A 14,161-nucleotide genomic window follows, 5' to 3' on the forward strand; every position below is an offset into this window, starting at 1 on the left:
CCCCCTGTGGTGTGGTGCCCTTTGGCTGGGCCCCCCCCCCAACCCCCCCCGGGGGGGGGTTTTTTGCCGCGCCGGGCCTCGGGGGGGCCCGCGGCGCGTGGAGCGCCGACATCTTTCGCGACGAAGTAACACGCTGGCGAACTACGCGAGACGACCCCCTCTGCCCTGCCGGGCATCTCCCCCTCAAGGGGGGAGATCACGCGCTACTCCGCCGTGCCTTCCTCGTACTCTGCCGACATCGACAGCCATTTTTCCTCGTGGCCTGCGAGTGTCTGGGCCAGTTGCGAGCGCTCCTTGGCCAGCCGTGTCGCCGTCGACGGGTCCTTTTCGTAGACCGCCGGATTGGCGAGTTCGTCCTCGATCAAGTCGATGCGCTTGCGAATGCGGTCCATCAGCGCTTCGGTGGCGCGGATCTCCTTGGCCAGCGGCTCGAAGGCGGCGCGGCGCGCTGCCGCGTCACGGCGGCGGTCGGCCTTCGAGGCCTTTTCGGCCTCGCGCTTGCCGCGGCGGTCGCCGGACACGCCGGTGACCAGCGTCTTGTAATCATCGAGGTCCCCGTCAAAAGGATTGACCGTCCCGTCCTTGACCAGCCACAGCCGGTCGGCCGTTGCCTCGAGCAGGTGGCGGTCGTGCGAGATCAGGATGACGGCGCCGGGAAACTCGTTCAGCGCATGGATCAACGATTCACGGCTGTCGATATCGAGATGGTTGGTCGGTTCGTCGAGGATGAACAGGTTTGGCCCCTCGAACGCCGACAGGCCCATCAACAGCCGCGCCTTCTCGCCGCCCGACAGGTCCTTGGCGGCGGTGTTCATCTTTTCGGTGGTCAGTCCGAACTGGGCGACACGGCCGCGCACCTTCGATTCCGGTGCTTCCGGCATCAGCCGGCGGACATGCTCATAGGCGTTTTCACTCGGTCGGAGATCGTCGAGTTGATGCTGGGCAAAGATCGCCACCTTCAGGCCGGGCGCCACCGTCATGGTGCCGGTCTCCTGCTTCAGGCGGCCGGACAGCAATTTGGCGAAGGTCGACTTGCCGTTGCCGTTGGCGCCGAGCAGCGCGATACGGTCGTCGGCATCGATGCGCAGCGTCATCTTCTTCAGGATCGGCTCACCCTCGACATAGCCGACATTGACGTTGTTGAGCGCAATGATCGGCGAGGCCACCGTCTTCACCGGCTCGGGAAAGGAGAACGGCCGCACATTGTCGTTCACAATCGCGGCGATCGGCTTCATCTTCTCCAGCGCCTTGATGCGCGACTGCGCCTGTCTCGCCTTGGAAGCCTTGGCGCGGAAGCGCTCGACGAAGGACTCCATGTGCTTGCGTGCGGCTTCCTGCTTGACCCTGCCCTTCTCCTGCAATTCGCGCTGCTCGGTGAATTGGCGCTCGAACTGGTCGTAGCCGCCGCGCCAGAAGGTCAGCTTCTTCTGGCAGAGATGGACGATCGAGTTGACGGCGCGGTTGAGCAGGTCGCGGTCATGCGAGATCAGCAGCACCGTGTGCGGATATTTCGACACGTAGTTTTCCAGCCACAGCGTGCCTTCGAGGTCGAGATAGTTGGTCGGCTCGTCGAGCAGCAGCAGATCGGGCTCGGCAAACAGCACCGCGGCGAGTGCGACGCGCATGCGCCAGCCGCCGGAGAACGACGAGGCCGGCCGCCGCTGGGCGGCGTCGTCGAAGCCGAGGCCGGCGAGGATGGTGGCGGCACGCGACTCGGCCGAATGGGCGTCGATATCGGCCAGCCGCATGTGGATGTCGGCGATGCGGTGCGGATCGGTCGCCGTCGTTTCCTCATCGAGCAATGCGGAGCGTTCGAGGTCGGCCTTGAGCACGATCTCGATCAGCGGCTCCTCGGTGCCGGGAGCCTCCTGCGCCACCTGGCCGATGCGCGTGTTCTTCGGCAGGCCGATCGAGCCGGTCTCGGAGGCGAGGTCGCCGGTGATCGCCTTGAACAAAGTGGTCTTGCCGGTGCCGTTGCGGCCGACAAGCCCTGCCTTGCTGCCGGCCGGCAAAGTCAGCGAGGCATGGTCAAGAAGCAGGCGTCCGGCCATGCGGAGCGAAAGGTCGTTGATGATCAGCATGGCCGCGCTTTTGCACGGGACGTCAGCGCTTCGCAAGACCTCGAGCGCCGGTTGGCCGCATAACGCATGAAAATGGCCGCCAGCGGCGGGTTGCCCGGTGCCGCGGGCGGACAAAGAAGACGGGAGAAAGAAGACGTTTGATCCGATCGCCGGCCTCGCCGATCAAACGACTCCGGGCTGGGTCGGGAACCGGCTGCGATGGCGTGGCGCCTGGCGAGCATCGGCTCCTCGCAGCCGAAAACTGCGCATTTGTCAGTCAATTGCCGGTGCAAGGCGGTCGTCTTCGGCTATCGCGTCATGACGCGAGGGCAAGACTCAGCTATGTCTAGGTGTGCGGCGGACCTGATACCCGCCTGGCCGGCGTCATCGCTCCCCTCCCAAGCGGCGCCGGCCATCTTTCCTACAGGCTTCCATCACTGCGCCGGCGGCGCGGCGGGTTGATCATCGCCTGGTGTCGCGTTGGGCGCAGGGTCGACCTGCGGGTTTTGATCGGCGCCTGGAGCCTTTGTCGGTGGAATGTTGTTGTCGCAGGCCGCGACAGCCAGCGCTGCGGCCAAAACGAGCCAGGTCGGGGCCAGCAAGATTGAGAGTTTGTTCATCGCAACCTCCTGTCACCGGGCAAACGAGACGGTGCCGATTTGGTTGCACGCTCGGGCAGAACTTGGGCCCGTTTTGGAGCCCGGGATCAAAACGAGAGAGGGGGAACAAAACGCCGGCTCCTCGGTTGGTCCACACCAATGGAGAAAATCATGATCCGTCTGCTCATAGCCGGGGCTGCCGTCTATGTGGCCTACCGCATCGTCAGGGAAATCGTCGACGAGGTGCCCGACGACTTCGATCCGCTGTTGCTGCCGCCTCCCGATGACGACAAGTCGCTGCCGCGGCAGTCAGCGGCGATGGGCGTGGAGCCGCAGCGCTAGTTTCGGTTCGTCGGTCGGGCGCCAGCAGGATCGAACGCATCGGTCGCACGTACGAAAGCGTTGCGAACAAAGCAGAAACGATGCTTGATGGGCAATGAACCTCGCTGCCCGTGATTCGACCTTCCGGCCTGCCTATCTCGCAAAGCTGAATGCTGAGCAGTGCGTTGCCGTCGAGCATGGCGACGGCAAGGTCGCCGGGCCGCTGCTGGTGATCGCCGGGGCCGGCTCCGGCAAGACCAGCACGCTGGCGCATCGCGTCGCGCATCTGATCGTCAGGGGCGCCGACCCGAGGCGCATCCTTTTGATGACGTTTTCGCGTCGCGCCGCATCGGAATTGGCCAAGCGCGTCGAGCGCATCGCCGGCGAGGTGCTCGGCCGCGATGCATCCGTCATCACCGATGCACTCACCTGGGCCGGCACGTTTCACGGCATCGGCGCCAGGCTGCTGCGCGACTACGCGCTGGAGATCGGCCTCGATCCGGCCTTCACCATCCACGACCGCGAGGATTCGGCCGACCTGATGAACCTCGCCAGGCACGAACTCGGCTTCTCGAAAACCGAAGGCCGTTTTCCGACCAAGGGCACCTGCCTGGCGATCTATTCGCGTGCCGTCAACGCGCAGGCGCCGCTCGGCGAAGTATTGGGTTCGGTGTTCCCCTGGTGCGCGGGGTGGGCAGAACAGCTCAAGGCGCTGTTCGCCCGATATGTCGAGGCCAAGCAGGCGCAGAACGTGCTCGATTACGACGACCTGCTGCTCTACTGGGCGCAGATGGCCGGCGAGCCGGAGATATCGGCGCATCTGGGTGGGCGTTTCGACCATGTGCTGGTCGATGAATACCAGGACACCAACCGGCTGCAGGCCTCGATCCTTGCGGCGCTCAAGCCGGACGGATCCGGGCTGACGGTGGTCGGCGACGATGCGCAGTCGATCTATTCGTTTCGCGCCGCGGAAGTGCGCAACATCCTCGACTTTCCAAAACAGTTCGCCCGGCCGGCCGAGATCGTCATGCTGGAGCGCAACTACCGCTCGACCGAGACCATCCTGGCCGCCGCCAATGCGGTGATCGGCGAGGCCTCGGAGCGCTTTACCAAGAACCTGTGGTCGGAGCGCAAATCGACGGAAAAGCCGATGCTGGTCAGCGTCCGCGACGAGGCCGAGCAGGCGAGTTACGTCTGTCAGGCGATCCTGACCGAGCGCGAGGCCGGCACGGCGCTGAAGGCGCAGGCCGTGCTGTTTCGCGCTTCGCACCACAGCGGGCCGCTGGAGATCGAGCTGACGCGCCGCAACATCCCGTTCGTCAAGTTCGGCGGGCTGAAGTTCCTCGACGCCGCCCATGTCAAGGACGTGCTGGCGGTGCTGCGCTTCGCCGAGAACCCGCGCGACCGCGTCGCCGGCTTTCGCGTGCTGCAGCTTTTGCCCGGCATCGGCCCTTCGGCGGCTTCGCAGATCGTCGACACCATGGCGACGTCGCTCGACGAAGCAATGGGGCTGGCGCGCTACCGCCCGCCGCAACGCGCCGCCGACGACTGGCCGGGTTTCGTCGCGCTGTTCTCGCAGCTTCGCGCCGGGTCGGGAAAATGGCCTGTTGACCTCGAACAGGTCAGGCTCTGGTATGAGCCGCATCTCGACCGCATCCACGAGGACGCGACGACACGCCGGGCCGATATTCTGCAGCTCGAACAGATCGCCTCGGGCTATGCCTCGCGCGAGCGTTTCCTCACCGAACTGACCCTCGATCCGCCGGATGCAACCAGCGACGAGGCTGGGCCGCCGCATCGCGACGAGGACTATCTGATCCTGTCGACCATCCACTCGGCCAAGGGCCAGGAATGGAAGAACGTCTTCGTGCTCAACACCGTCGACGGCTGCATCCCGATCGATCTCGCCGTCGGCTCGAAGGAGGATATCGACGAGGAGCGCCGCCTGCTCTACGTGGCGATGACGCGGGCCAAGGACGGCCTGCACCTGGTCATGCCGCAGCGCTTTTTCGTCCACGGCCAGGCGGCGCGCGGCGATCGCCATGTTTACGCCTCGCGCACCCGCTTCATCCCGGCCTCGATCCTCGGCGCCTTCGAACAGACATCGTGGGCGAGCGTCCAGGCCAAGGATGATCCGCGCCGCCAGCCGCAAGTGCGCGTCGACCTTGGCGCCCGCATGCGCGACATGTGGAAATAGGCCGCTCTTCGGCACGACGCTCATGCCACGGAGCCTGGTGGCGAAAATCAAATTTCGGCAACATGGAACCTGATGCCGCAATCCGCGTTTCTGGGCGTCCTACCCCCGGTCGGAGAGCGGCGTCCGCCCGTCACCTCCGCCCAATTCGAGAGGCCAGAATGCACGATAAGACTTTTTTCACCCCGGTCGCCGTAACCGTCGGCGCCGGCCATAAGCGCATGATCGCTTCGCTGTTCGACATGCATGAGTTCCTGACCGAGTTCCCGCCATCGCGGCGACGCCTGAGCTATGGCGCGGCGGTGAAGGCCTGCGAGGCGGCACGCGCCGGCGAGATCTCGCCCGAAGCGGCGTGCGATGCCCTGATCAGCTTCGCGGCGGCGGCAGGCATTCTCTGGCCTTCGGCGCAGCCGGCAGTCTCGGTCAAGCCGATCGCCCGCGGCCAGGGCGGATACGCCGCCTGACTGGCCAGGCCTGTTTTGAGACTATAGCCCGTCGAAGTTGCTGTTCCCCTTCGACGGGTTTTCCTGTCAATTCGATCCGGATGATCCGAAATCATGCGTAGGCGCGGCCCTCTTCGCTGCGCTGGAACAGCGTCAGGTCGAGCGGCACCGAAGGCCGGCCGAGAATGGTCAGGATCGCGTGCGCCTGGCCGCGGTGATGGGTCTGGTGATTGAAGAAATGATCAAGCGCCGGCGCCAATCGCTGCGAGACGGTGCGCATGTCGGAGACGGTCATGTAGGAGAAGCGGCCGGACAAAGCCTTGTCGCTTGACGCCCCCACCCAGTCGATGATCCTTCTGTCTTCGGCCTCGCGCGCCAGCCGCAAGCCCGGCAGGGCGCGGTGCAGGATCGTGTCGAGCCTGGCCGGCGCGTCGCCCTCGCCGGTAAAGCGCCTCATCCAGATGCGATCGGCAGTCAGGACATGGTTGAGCGTGCCCATCATCGAGCCGAAGAAGACCCCGACGTTGCGGTGAAAATCTTCCTCGTCGAGATCGGCGGCGGCATCGTAGATGCGGCTATTGGCCCATTGATTGTAGGCAGCAAACATCATGAAGTGCTGTTTCATCGTTTTCTCCGGCCCGCGAGACCCCGTATCGGGTGCTTACCGCAAGGCCCGAACGTCGCTCTAGTAGACCGCAGGGAAGCTGCCGCCAATGACCATTCTGCTCTATGATCTCGTCGGACGCGATGGCGCCCGTCCGTTCAGCCCGCATTGCTGGAAGGCGACGATGGCGATTGCCCACAAGGGCCTCGATATCTCAACCGTGCCGACACGCTTTCTCGAAGTGCCCACCGTTGAAGGCGGCGTTTCAAAACTCGTTCCGGTGATCCGCGACGGCGAGAAGGTGGTCGCCGATTCATTCGCCATCGCGCTCTATCTCGACGAGGCCTATCCAGAGCGACCGACATTGTTTTGCGGCGACGGCGGCAAGGCGATGGCGCGCTTCGTCGAACGCTGGTCGCAACTGACCATCCACCCCTATGTCACCACTGCGGCAATCATGGACCTGCACGCCATGCAGGACGAGGCCAACGCCACCTATTTTCGCCAAAACCGCGAGCAGCGCTTCGGCCAGAGACTGGAAGAGGTGGTGGCGGCGCGGGACGCCGGCCTTGGTGCCTTCCGTACCTCGCTGGAACCATTGCGCTCGATGCTTGCCTATCAGCCGTTCATCGGCGGCCAATCACCGCTGTTTGCCGACTACATCGTCTTCGGCGCGCTGCAATGGGCGCGCATCGCCTCACCCTACCGGTTGCTCGACGACAGCGATGTGGTGGCGCAGTGGTTCGAGCGCTGCCTCGACCTGCATGATGGGCTCGGCCGCAAGGTGGCGGCGGCTTCATAGGGGAGTAGGGGAGTAGGGGAGTAGGGAGTAACGAGGTTAGCGTCGGCGCGCATACCTACTGCCCTACTGCTTACCTTACTCCCTTACTCCCTTACTCCCCTACTCCCCTACTCCCCTATGAAGCCGCCGCCACCTTGCGGCCGAGCCCATCATGCAGGTCGAGGCAGCGCTCGAACCACTGCGCCACCACATCGCTGTCGTCGAGCAACCGGTAGGGTGAGGCGATGCGCGCCCATTGCAGCGCGCCGAAGACGATGTAGTCGGCAAACAGCGGTGATTGGCCGCCGATGAACGGCTGATAGGCAAGCATCGAGCGCAATGGTTCCAGCGAGGTACGGAAGGCACCAAGGCCGGCGTCCCGCGCCGCCACCACCTCTTCCAGTCTCTGGCCGAAGCGCTGCTCGCGGTTTTGGCGAAAATAGGTGGCGTTGGCCTCGTCCTGCATGGCGTGCAGGTCCATGATTGCCGCAGTGGTGACATAGGGGTGGATGGTCAGTTGCGACCAGCGTTCGACGAAGCGCGCCATCGCCTTGCCGCCGTCGCCGCAAAACAATGTCGGTCGCTCTGGATAGGCCTCGTCGAGATAGAGCGCGATGGCGAATGAATCGGCGACCACCTTCTCGCCGTCGCGGATCACCGGAACGAGTTTTGAAACGCCGCCTTCAACGGTGGGCACTTCGAGAAAGCGTGTCGGCACGGTTGAGATATCGAGGCCCTTGTGGGCAATCGCCATCGTCGCCTTCCAGCAATGCGGGCTGAACGGACGGGCGCCATCGCGTCCGACGAGATCATAGAGCAGAATGGTCATTGGCGGCAGCTTCCCTGCGGTCTACTAGAGCGACGTTCGGGCCTTGCGGTAAGCACCCGATACGGGGTCTCGCGGGCCGGAGAAAACGATGAAACAGCACTTCATGATGTTTGCTGCCTACAATCAATGGGCCAATAGCCGCATCTACGATGCCGCCGCCGATCTCGACGAGGAAGATTTTCACCGCAACGTCGGGGTCTTCTTCGGCTCGATGATGGGCACGCTCAACCATGTCCTGACTGCCGATCGCATCTGGATGAGGCGCTTTACCGGCGAGGGCGACGCGCCGGCCAGGCTCGACACGATCCTGCACCGCGCCCTGCCGGGCTTGCGGCTGGCGCGCGAGGCCGAAGACAGAAGGATCATCGACTGGGTGGGGGCGTCAAGCGACAAGGCTTTGTCCGGCCGCTTCTCCTACATGACCGTCTCCGACATGCGCACCGTCTCGCAGCGATTGGCGCCGGCGCTTGATCATTTCTTCAATCACCAGACCCATCACCGCGGCCAGGCGCACGCGATCCTGACCATTCTCGGCCGGCCTTCGGTGCCGCTCGACCTGACGCTGTTCCAGCGCAGCGAAGAGGGCCGCGCCTACGCATGATTTCGGATCATCCGGATCGAATTGACAGGAAAACCCGTCGAAGGGGAACAGCAACTTCGACGGGCTATAGTCTCAAAACAGGCCTGGCCAGTCAGGCGGCGTATCCGCCCTGGCCGCGGGCGATCGGCTTGACCGAGACTGCCGGCTGCGCCGAAGGCCAGAGAATGCCTGCCGCCGCCGCGAAGCTGATCAGGGCATCGCACGCCGCTTCGGGCGAGATCTCGCCGGCGCGTGCCGCCTCGCAGGCCTTCACCGCCGCGCCATAGCTCAGGCGTCGCCGCGATGGCGGGAACTCGGTCAGGAACTCATGCATGTCGAACAGCGAAGCGATCATGCGCTTATGGCCGGCGCCGACGGTTACGGCGACCGGGGTGAAAAAAGTCTTATCGTGCATTCTGGCCTCTCGAATTGGGCGGAGGTGACGGGCGGACGCCGCTCTCCGACCGGGGGTAGGACGCCCAGAAACGCGGATTGCGGCATCAGGTTCCATGTTGCCGAAATTTGATTTTCGCCACCAGGCTCCGTGGCATGAGCGTCGTGCCGAAGAGCGGCCTATTTCCACATGTCGCGCATGCGGGCGCCAAGGTCGACGCGCACTTGCGGCTGGCGGCGCGGATCATCCTTGGCCTGGACGCTCGCCCACGATGTCTGTTCGAAGGCGCCGAGGATCGAGGCCGGGATGAAGCGGGTGCGCGAGGCGTAAACATGGCGATCGCCGCGCGCCGCCTGGCCGTGGACGAAAAAGCGCTGCGGCATGACCAGGTGCAGGCCGTCCTTGGCCCGCGTCATCGCCACGTAGAGCAGGCGGCGCTCCTCGTCGATATCCTCCTTCGAGCCGACGGCGAGATCGATCGGGATGCAGCCGTCGACGGTGTTGAGCACGAAGACGTTCTTCCATTCCTGGCCCTTGGCCGAGTGGATGGTCGACAGGATCAGATAGTCCTCGTCGCGATGCGGCGGCCCAGCCTCGTCGCTGGTTGCATCCGGCGGATCGAGGGTCAGTTCGGTGAGGAAACGCTCGCGCGAGGCATAGCCCGAGGCGATCTGTTCGAGCTGCAGAATATCGGCCCGGCGTGTCGTCGCGTCCTCGTGGATGCGGTCGAGATGCGGCTCATACCAGAGCCTGACCTGTTCGAGGTCAACAGGCCATTTTCCCGACCCGGCGCGAAGCTGCGAGAACAGCGCGACGAAACCCGGCCAGTCGTCGGCGGCGCGTTGCGGCGGGCGGTAGCGCGCCAGCCCCATTGCTTCGTCGAGCGACGTCGCCATGGTGTCGACGATCTGCGAAGCCGCCGAAGGGCCGATGCCGGGCAAAAGCTGCAGCACGCGAAAGCCGGCGACGCGGTCGCGCGGGTTCTCGGCGAAGCGCAGCACCGCCAGCACGTCCTTGACATGGGCGGCGTCGAGGAACTTCAGCCCGCCGAACTTGACGAACGGGATGTTGCGGCGCGTCAGCTCGATCTCCAGCGGCCCGCTGTGGTGCGAAGCGCGAAACAGCACGGCCTGCGCCTTCAGCGCCGTGCCGGCCTCGCGCTCGGTCAGGATCGCCTGACAGACGTAACTCGCCTGCTCGGCCTCGTCGCGGACGCTGACCAGCATCGGCTTTTCCGTCGATTTGCGCTCCGACCACAGGTTCTTGGTAAAGCGCTCCGAGGCCTCGCCGATCACCGCATTGGCGGCGGCCAGGATGGTCTCGGTCGAGCGGTAGTTGCGCTCCAGCATGACGATCTCGGCCGGCCGGGCGAACTGTTTTGGAAAGTCGAGGATGTTGCGCACTTCCGCGGCGCGAAACGAATAGATCGACTGCGCATCGTCGCCGACCACCGTCAGCCCGGATCCGTCCGGCTTGAGCGCCGCAAGGATCGAGGCCTGCAGCCGGTTGGTGTCCTGGTATTCATCGACCAGCACATGGTCGAAACGCCCACCCAGATGCGCCGATATCTCCGGCTCGCCGGCCATCTGCGCCCAGTAGAGCAGCAGGTCGTCGTAATCGAGCACGTTCTGCGCCTGCTTGGCCTCGACATATCGGGCGAACAGCGCCTTGAGCTGTTCTGCCCACCCCGCGCACCAGGGGAACACCGAACCCAATACTTCGCCGAGCGGCGCCTGCGCGTTGACGGCACGCGAATAGATCGCCAGGCAGGTGCCCTTGGTCGGAAAACGGCCTTCGGTTTTCGAGAAGCCGAGTTCGTGCCTGGCGAGGTTCATCAGGTCGGCCGAATCCTCGCGGTCGTGGATGGTGAAGGCCGGATCGAGGCCGATCTCCAGCGCGTAGTCGCGCAGCAGCCTGGCGCCGATGCCGTGAAACGTGCCGGCCCAGGTGAGTGCATCGGTGATGACGGATGCATCGCGGCCGAGCACCTCGCCGGCGATGCGCTCGACGCGCTTGGCCAATTCCGATGCGGCGCGACGCGAAAACGTCATCAAAAGGATGCGCCTCGGGTCGGCGCCCCTGACGATCAGATGCGCGACGCGATGCGCCAGCGTGCTGGTCTTGCCGGAGCCGGCCCCGGCGATCACCAGCAGCGGCCCGGCGACCTTGCCGTCGCCATGCTCGACGGCAACGCACTGCTCAGCATTCAGCTTTGCGAGATAGGCAGGCCGGAAGGTCGAATCACGGGCAGCGAGGTTCATTGCCCATCAAGCATCGTTTCTGCTTTGTTCGCAACGCTTTCGTACGTGCGACCGATGCGTTCGATCCTGCTGGCGCCCGACCGACGAACCGAAACTAGCGCTGCGGCTCCACGCCCATCGCCGCTGACTGCCGCGGCAGCGACTTGTCGTCATCGGGAGGCGGCAGCAACAGCGGATCGAAGTCGTCGGGCACCTCGTCGACGATTTCCCTGACGATGCGGTAGGCCACATAGACGGCAGCCCCGGCTATGAGCAGACGGATCATGATTTTCTCCATTGGTGTGGACCAACCGAGGAGCCGGCGTTTTGTTCCCCCTCTCTCGTTTTGATCCCGGGCTCCAAAACGGGCCCAAGTTCTGCCCGAGCGTGCAACCAAATCGGCACCGTCTCGTTTGCCCGGTGACAGGAGGTTGCGATGAACAAACTCTCAATCTTGCTGGCCCCGACCTGGCTCGTTTTGGCCGCAGCGCTGGCTGTCGCGGCCTGCGACAACAACATTCCACCGACAAAGGCTCCAGGCGCCGATCAAAACCCGCAGGTCGACCCTGCGCCCAACGCGACACCAGGCGATGATCAACCCGCCGCGCCGCCGGCGCAGTGATGGAAGCCTGTAGGAAAGATGGCCGGCGCCGCTTGGGAGGGGAGCGATGACGCCGGCCAGGCGGGTATCAGGTCCGCCGCACACCTAGACATAGCTGAGTCTTGCCCTCGCGTCATGACGCGATAGCCGAAGACGACCGCCTTGCACCGGCAATTGACTGACAAATGCGCAGTTTTCGGCTGCGAGGAGCCGATGCTCGCCAGGCGCCACGCCATCGCAGCCGGTTCCCGACCCAGCCCGGAGTCGTTTGATCGGCGAGGCCGGCGATCGGATCAAACGTCTTCTTTCTCCCGTCTTCTTTGTCCGCCCGCGGCACCGGGCAACCCGCCGCTGGCGGCCATTTTCATGCGTTATGCGGCCAACCGGCGCTCGAGGTCTTGCGAAGCGCTGACGTCCCGTGCAAAAGCGCGGCCATGCTGATCATCAACGACCTTTCGCTCCGCATGGCCGGACGCCTGCTTCTTGACCATGCCTCGCTGACTTTGCCGGCCGGCAGCAAGGCAGGGCTTGTCGGCCGCAACGGCACCGGCAAGACCACTTTGTTCAAGGCGATCACCGGCGACCTCGCCTCCGAGACCGGCTCGATCGGCCTGCCGAAGAACACGCGCATCGGCCAGGTGGCGCAGGAGGCTCCCGGCACCGAGGAGCCGCTGATCGAGATCGTGCTCAAGGCCGACCTCGAACGCTCCGCATTGCTCGATGAGGAAACGACGGCGACCGATCCGCACCGCATCGCCGACATCCACATGCGGCTGGCCGATATCGACGCCCATTCGGCCGAGTCGCGTGCCGCCACCATCCTCGCCGGCCTCGGCTTCGACGACGCCGCCCAGCGGCGGCCGGCCTCGTCGTTCTCCGGCGGCTGGCGCATGCGCGTCGCACTCGCCGCGGTGCTGTTTGCCGAGCCCGATCTGCTGCTGCTCGACGAGCCGACCAACTATCTCGACCTCGAAGGCACGCTGTGGCTGGAAAACTACGTGTCGAAATATCCGCACACGGTGCTGCTGATCTCGCATGACCGCGACCTGCTCAACCGCGCCGTCAACTCGATCGTCCATCTCTGCCAGAAGAAGCTGACCTTCTGGCGCGGCGGCTACGACCAGTTCGAGCGCCAATTCACCGAGCAGCGCGAATTGCAGGAGAAGGGCAGGGTCAAGCAGGAAGCCGCACGCAAGCACATGGAGTCCTTCGTCGAGCGCTTCCGCGCCAAGGCTTCCAAGGCGAGACAGGCGCAGTCGCGCATCAAGGCGCTGGAGAAGATGAAGCCGATCGCCGCGATTGTGAACGACAATGTGCGGCCGTTCTCCTTTCCCGAGCCGGTGAAGACGGTGGCCTCGCCGATCATTGCGCTCAACAACGTCAATGTCGGCTATGTCGAGGGTGAGCCGATCCTGAAGAAGATGACGCTGCGCATCGATGCCGACGACCGTATCGCGCTGCTCGGCGCCAACGGCAACGGCAAGTCGACCTTCGCCAAATTGCTGTCCGGCCGCCTGAAGCAGGAGACCGGCACCATGACGGTGGCGCCCGGCCTGAAGGTGGCGATCTTTGCCCAGCATCAACTCGACGATCTCCGACCGAGTGAAAACGCCTATGAGCATGTCCGCCGGCTGATGCCGGAAGCACCGGAATCGAAGGTGCGCGGCCGTGTCGCCCAGTTCGGACTGACCACCGAAAAGATGAACACCGCCGCCAAGGACCTGTCGGGCGGCGAGAAGGCGCGGCTGTTGATGGGCCTGTCGGCGTTCGAGGGGCCAAACCTGTTCATCCTCGACGAACCGACCAACCATCTCGATATCGACAGCCGTGAATCGTTGATCCATGCGCTGAACGAGTTTCCCGGCGCCGTCATCCTGATCTCGCACGACCGCCACCTGCTCGAGGCAACGGCCGACCGGCTGTGGCTGGTCAAGGACGGGACGGTCAATCCTTTTGACGGGGACCTCGATGATTACAAGACGCTGGTCACCGGCGTGTCCGGCGACCGCCGCGGCAAGCGCGAGGCCGAAAAGGCCTCGAAGGCCGACCGCCGCCGTGACGCGGCAGCGCGCCGCGCCGCCTTCGAGCCGCTGGCCAAGGAGATCCGCGCCACCGAAGCGCTGATGGACCGCATTCGCAAGCGCATCGACTTGATCGAGGACGAACTCGCCAATCCGGCGGTCTACGAAAAGGACCCGTCGACGGCGACACGGCTGGCCAAGGAGCGCTCGCAACTGGCCCAGACACTCGCAGGCCACGAGGAAAAATGGCTGTCGATGTCGGCAGAGTACGAGGAAGGCACGGCGGAGTAGCGCGTGATCTCCCCCCTTGAGGGGGAGATGCCCGGCAGGGCAGAGGGGGTCGTCTCGCGTAGTTCGCCAGCGTGTTACTTCGTCGCGAAAGATGTCGGCGCTCCACGCGCCGCGGGCCCCCCCGAGGCCCGGCGCGGCAAAAAACCCCCCCCCGGGGGGGGTTGGGGGGGGGGCCCAGCCAAAGGGCACCACACCACAGGGGG

At 64.7% G+C, this 14,161-nt stretch carries 14 protein-coding genes; 7 read left to right on the forward strand and 7 right to left on the reverse strand.

Annotation, left to right across the window (positions count from 1 at the left end; genetic code table 11):
* Positions 1 to 203: 203 nt before the first annotated feature.
* Positions 204 to 2,081 (reverse strand): ABC-F family ATP-binding cassette domain-containing protein, encoded by a 1,878-nt coding sequence (locus tag AC0L2A_RS27190; RefSeq protein ID WP_473611436.1) that lies wholly within the window; start codon positions 2,079 to 2,081, stop codon positions 204 to 206.
* Positions 2,082 to 2,494: 413 nt separating this feature from the next.
* A complete protein-coding gene (locus AC0L2A_RS27195) occupies positions 2,495 to 2,680 on the reverse strand; it encodes a hypothetical protein (RefSeq protein ID WP_473611438.1) in 186 nt (61 codons plus the stop codon).
* A 150-nt stretch (positions 2,681 to 2,830) separates the two neighbouring features.
* Between AC0L2A_RS27195 and AC0L2A_RS27200 the strand changes: the two genes are divergently transcribed.
* From AC0L2A_RS27200 to AC0L2A_RS27210, 3 genes are all read left to right on the forward strand, one after another.
* Positions 2,831 to 3,001 (forward strand): hypothetical protein, encoded by a 171-nt coding sequence (locus AC0L2A_RS27200; protein WP_077375704.1) that lies wholly within the window; start codon positions 2,831 to 2,833, stop codon positions 2,999 to 3,001.
* A 94-nt stretch (positions 3,002 to 3,095) separates the two neighbouring features.
* The gene (locus AC0L2A_RS27205) at positions 3,096 to 5,177 is read left to right on the forward strand and encodes an ATP-dependent helicase (protein ID WP_473611439.1); all 2,082 of its coding nucleotides are present in this window, start codon (positions 3,096 to 3,098) and stop codon (positions 5,175 to 5,177) included.
* A 158-nt stretch (positions 5,178 to 5,335) separates the two neighbouring features.
* The gene (locus AC0L2A_RS27210) at positions 5,336 to 5,638 is read left to right on the forward strand and encodes a DUF982 domain-containing protein (RefSeq protein ID WP_287216670.1); all 303 of its coding nucleotides are present in this window, start codon (positions 5,336 to 5,338) and stop codon (positions 5,636 to 5,638) included.
* A gap of 91 nt (positions 5,639 to 5,729) precedes the next feature.
* On the opposite strand, the gene AC0L2A_RS27215 is transcribed toward AC0L2A_RS27210, so the two are convergent.
* Positions 5,730 to 6,242 carry a DinB family protein gene (locus AC0L2A_RS27215; protein WP_287216671.1) on the reverse strand — a complete coding sequence of 171 codons (513 nt, stop codon included), beginning with the start codon at positions 6,240 to 6,242 and terminating at the stop codon, positions 5,730 to 5,732.
* Positions 6,243 to 6,330: 88 nt separating this feature from the next.
* Here AC0L2A_RS27215 and AC0L2A_RS27220 point away from each other — a divergent pair, with 88 nt between their 5' ends.
* Positions 6,331 to 7,023, forward strand: coding sequence for a glutathione S-transferase family protein (locus AC0L2A_RS27220; protein WP_473611440.1), 693 nt, complete (start codon positions 6,331 to 6,333; stop codon positions 7,021 to 7,023).
* A 115-nt stretch (positions 7,024 to 7,138) separates the two neighbouring features.
* Here the strand turns inward: AC0L2A_RS27220 and AC0L2A_RS27225 are convergent, their stop codons facing one another.
* The gene (locus tag AC0L2A_RS27225) at positions 7,139 to 7,831 is read right to left on the reverse strand and encodes a glutathione S-transferase family protein (protein WP_473611440.1); all 693 of its coding nucleotides are present in this window, start codon (positions 7,829 to 7,831) and stop codon (positions 7,139 to 7,141) included.
* An 88-nt stretch (positions 7,832 to 7,919) separates the two neighbouring features.
* On the opposite strand from AC0L2A_RS27225, the gene AC0L2A_RS27230 reads away from it, so the two are divergent.
* Complete coding sequence (locus tag AC0L2A_RS27230) at positions 7,920 to 8,432, forward strand: DinB family protein (protein ID WP_287216671.1); 513 nt, start codon at positions 7,920 to 7,922, stop codon at positions 8,430 to 8,432.
* A gap of 91 nt (positions 8,433 to 8,523) precedes the next feature.
* On the opposite strand, the gene AC0L2A_RS27235 is transcribed toward AC0L2A_RS27230, so the two are convergent.
* From AC0L2A_RS27235 to AC0L2A_RS27245, 3 genes are all read right to left on the reverse strand, one after another.
* Positions 8,524 to 8,826, reverse strand: coding sequence for a DUF982 domain-containing protein (locus AC0L2A_RS27235; protein ID WP_287216670.1), 303 nt, complete (start codon positions 8,824 to 8,826; stop codon positions 8,524 to 8,526).
* Between the two features lie 158 nt (positions 8,827 to 8,984).
* Complete coding sequence (locus AC0L2A_RS27240) at positions 8,985 to 11,066, reverse strand: ATP-dependent helicase (protein ID WP_473611439.1); 2,082 nt, start codon at positions 11,064 to 11,066, stop codon at positions 8,985 to 8,987.
* Between the two features lie 94 nt (positions 11,067 to 11,160).
* Positions 11,161 to 11,331, reverse strand: coding sequence for a hypothetical protein (locus AC0L2A_RS27245; protein ID WP_077375704.1), 171 nt, complete (start codon positions 11,329 to 11,331; stop codon positions 11,161 to 11,163).
* A 150-nt stretch (positions 11,332 to 11,481) separates the two neighbouring features.
* Between AC0L2A_RS27245 and AC0L2A_RS27250 the strand changes: the two genes are divergently transcribed.
* A complete protein-coding gene (locus tag AC0L2A_RS27250) occupies positions 11,482 to 11,667 on the forward strand; it encodes a hypothetical protein (RefSeq protein WP_473611438.1) in 186 nt (61 codons plus the stop codon).
* A 413-nt stretch (positions 11,668 to 12,080) separates the two neighbouring features.
* Positions 12,081 to 13,958: an ABC-F family ATP-binding cassette domain-containing protein gene (locus AC0L2A_RS27255; RefSeq protein WP_473611436.1), complete on the forward strand. Its 1,878-nt coding sequence runs from the start codon at positions 12,081 to 12,083 to the stop codon at positions 13,956 to 13,958.
* Positions 13,959 to 14,161: the final 203 nt, after the last annotated feature.

This window comes from Mesorhizobium sp. WSM4844 (genome assembly GCF_055811775.1).